Source organism: Mesorhizobium sp. M7D.F.Ca.US.004.03.1.1, from assembly GCF_003998635.1.
Taxonomy (GTDB): Bacteria; Pseudomonadota; Alphaproteobacteria; order Rhizobiales; family Rhizobiaceae; genus Mesorhizobium; species Mesorhizobium loti.
On record NZ_RZQG01001683.1, the window covers coordinates 1 to 569 of the forward strand.

At 67.5% G+C, this 569-nt stretch carries 1 protein-coding gene; it reads left to right on the plus strand.

Annotated features, from left to right (window positions below):
- Positions 1-569, plus strand: a 569-nt coding sequence (locus EN935_RS39470; protein ID WP_164771904.1) for an FAD-dependent oxidoreductase, incomplete at both ends; no start/stop codon positions are given.

Genomic DNA, 569 nt, shown 5'->3' on the forward strand with positions numbered 1-569 from the left:
GCCTGAAGACGCTGGAGGACGCCACCACGGTTCGGCGGCGCATTCTTTTGGCCTTCGAGCAGGCCGAGCGAGAAACCGATCCCGCCAAACGCCAGGCGCTGCTGACCATTGCAATCGTCGGCGGCGGGCCGACCGGCGTTGAGCTGGCCGGCACCATCGTCGAGCTCGCGCACGACACGCTGCACGGCGAGTTTCGCAACATCGACACGCGGCAAACGCGCGTGGTGCTGATCGAAGCCGGTGACCGCATCCTTGCCAATTTCGCACCGAAACTTTCCGACTATGCCGGCAAAGCGCTCGAGCGGCTGGGCGTAACGATCGAACTCGGCCGGGCTGTTACGCGTTGCGACGCCGAGGGCGTCGTCTTCGGCGACAAGCAATTGGCGGCGAAGACGATCCTGTGGGCGGCGGGCGTTGCCGCTTCACCAGCCGCCGAATGGCTCGGCGCGGCCGCGGACCGGGCGGGCAGGGTGCTGGTCGAGCCTGATCTGAGCGTGCCTGGCAGCCCGGAGATTTTCGTCATCGGCGATGCCGCTCATGTCCTGCGGCCTGACGCGCGGCCCGTTCCC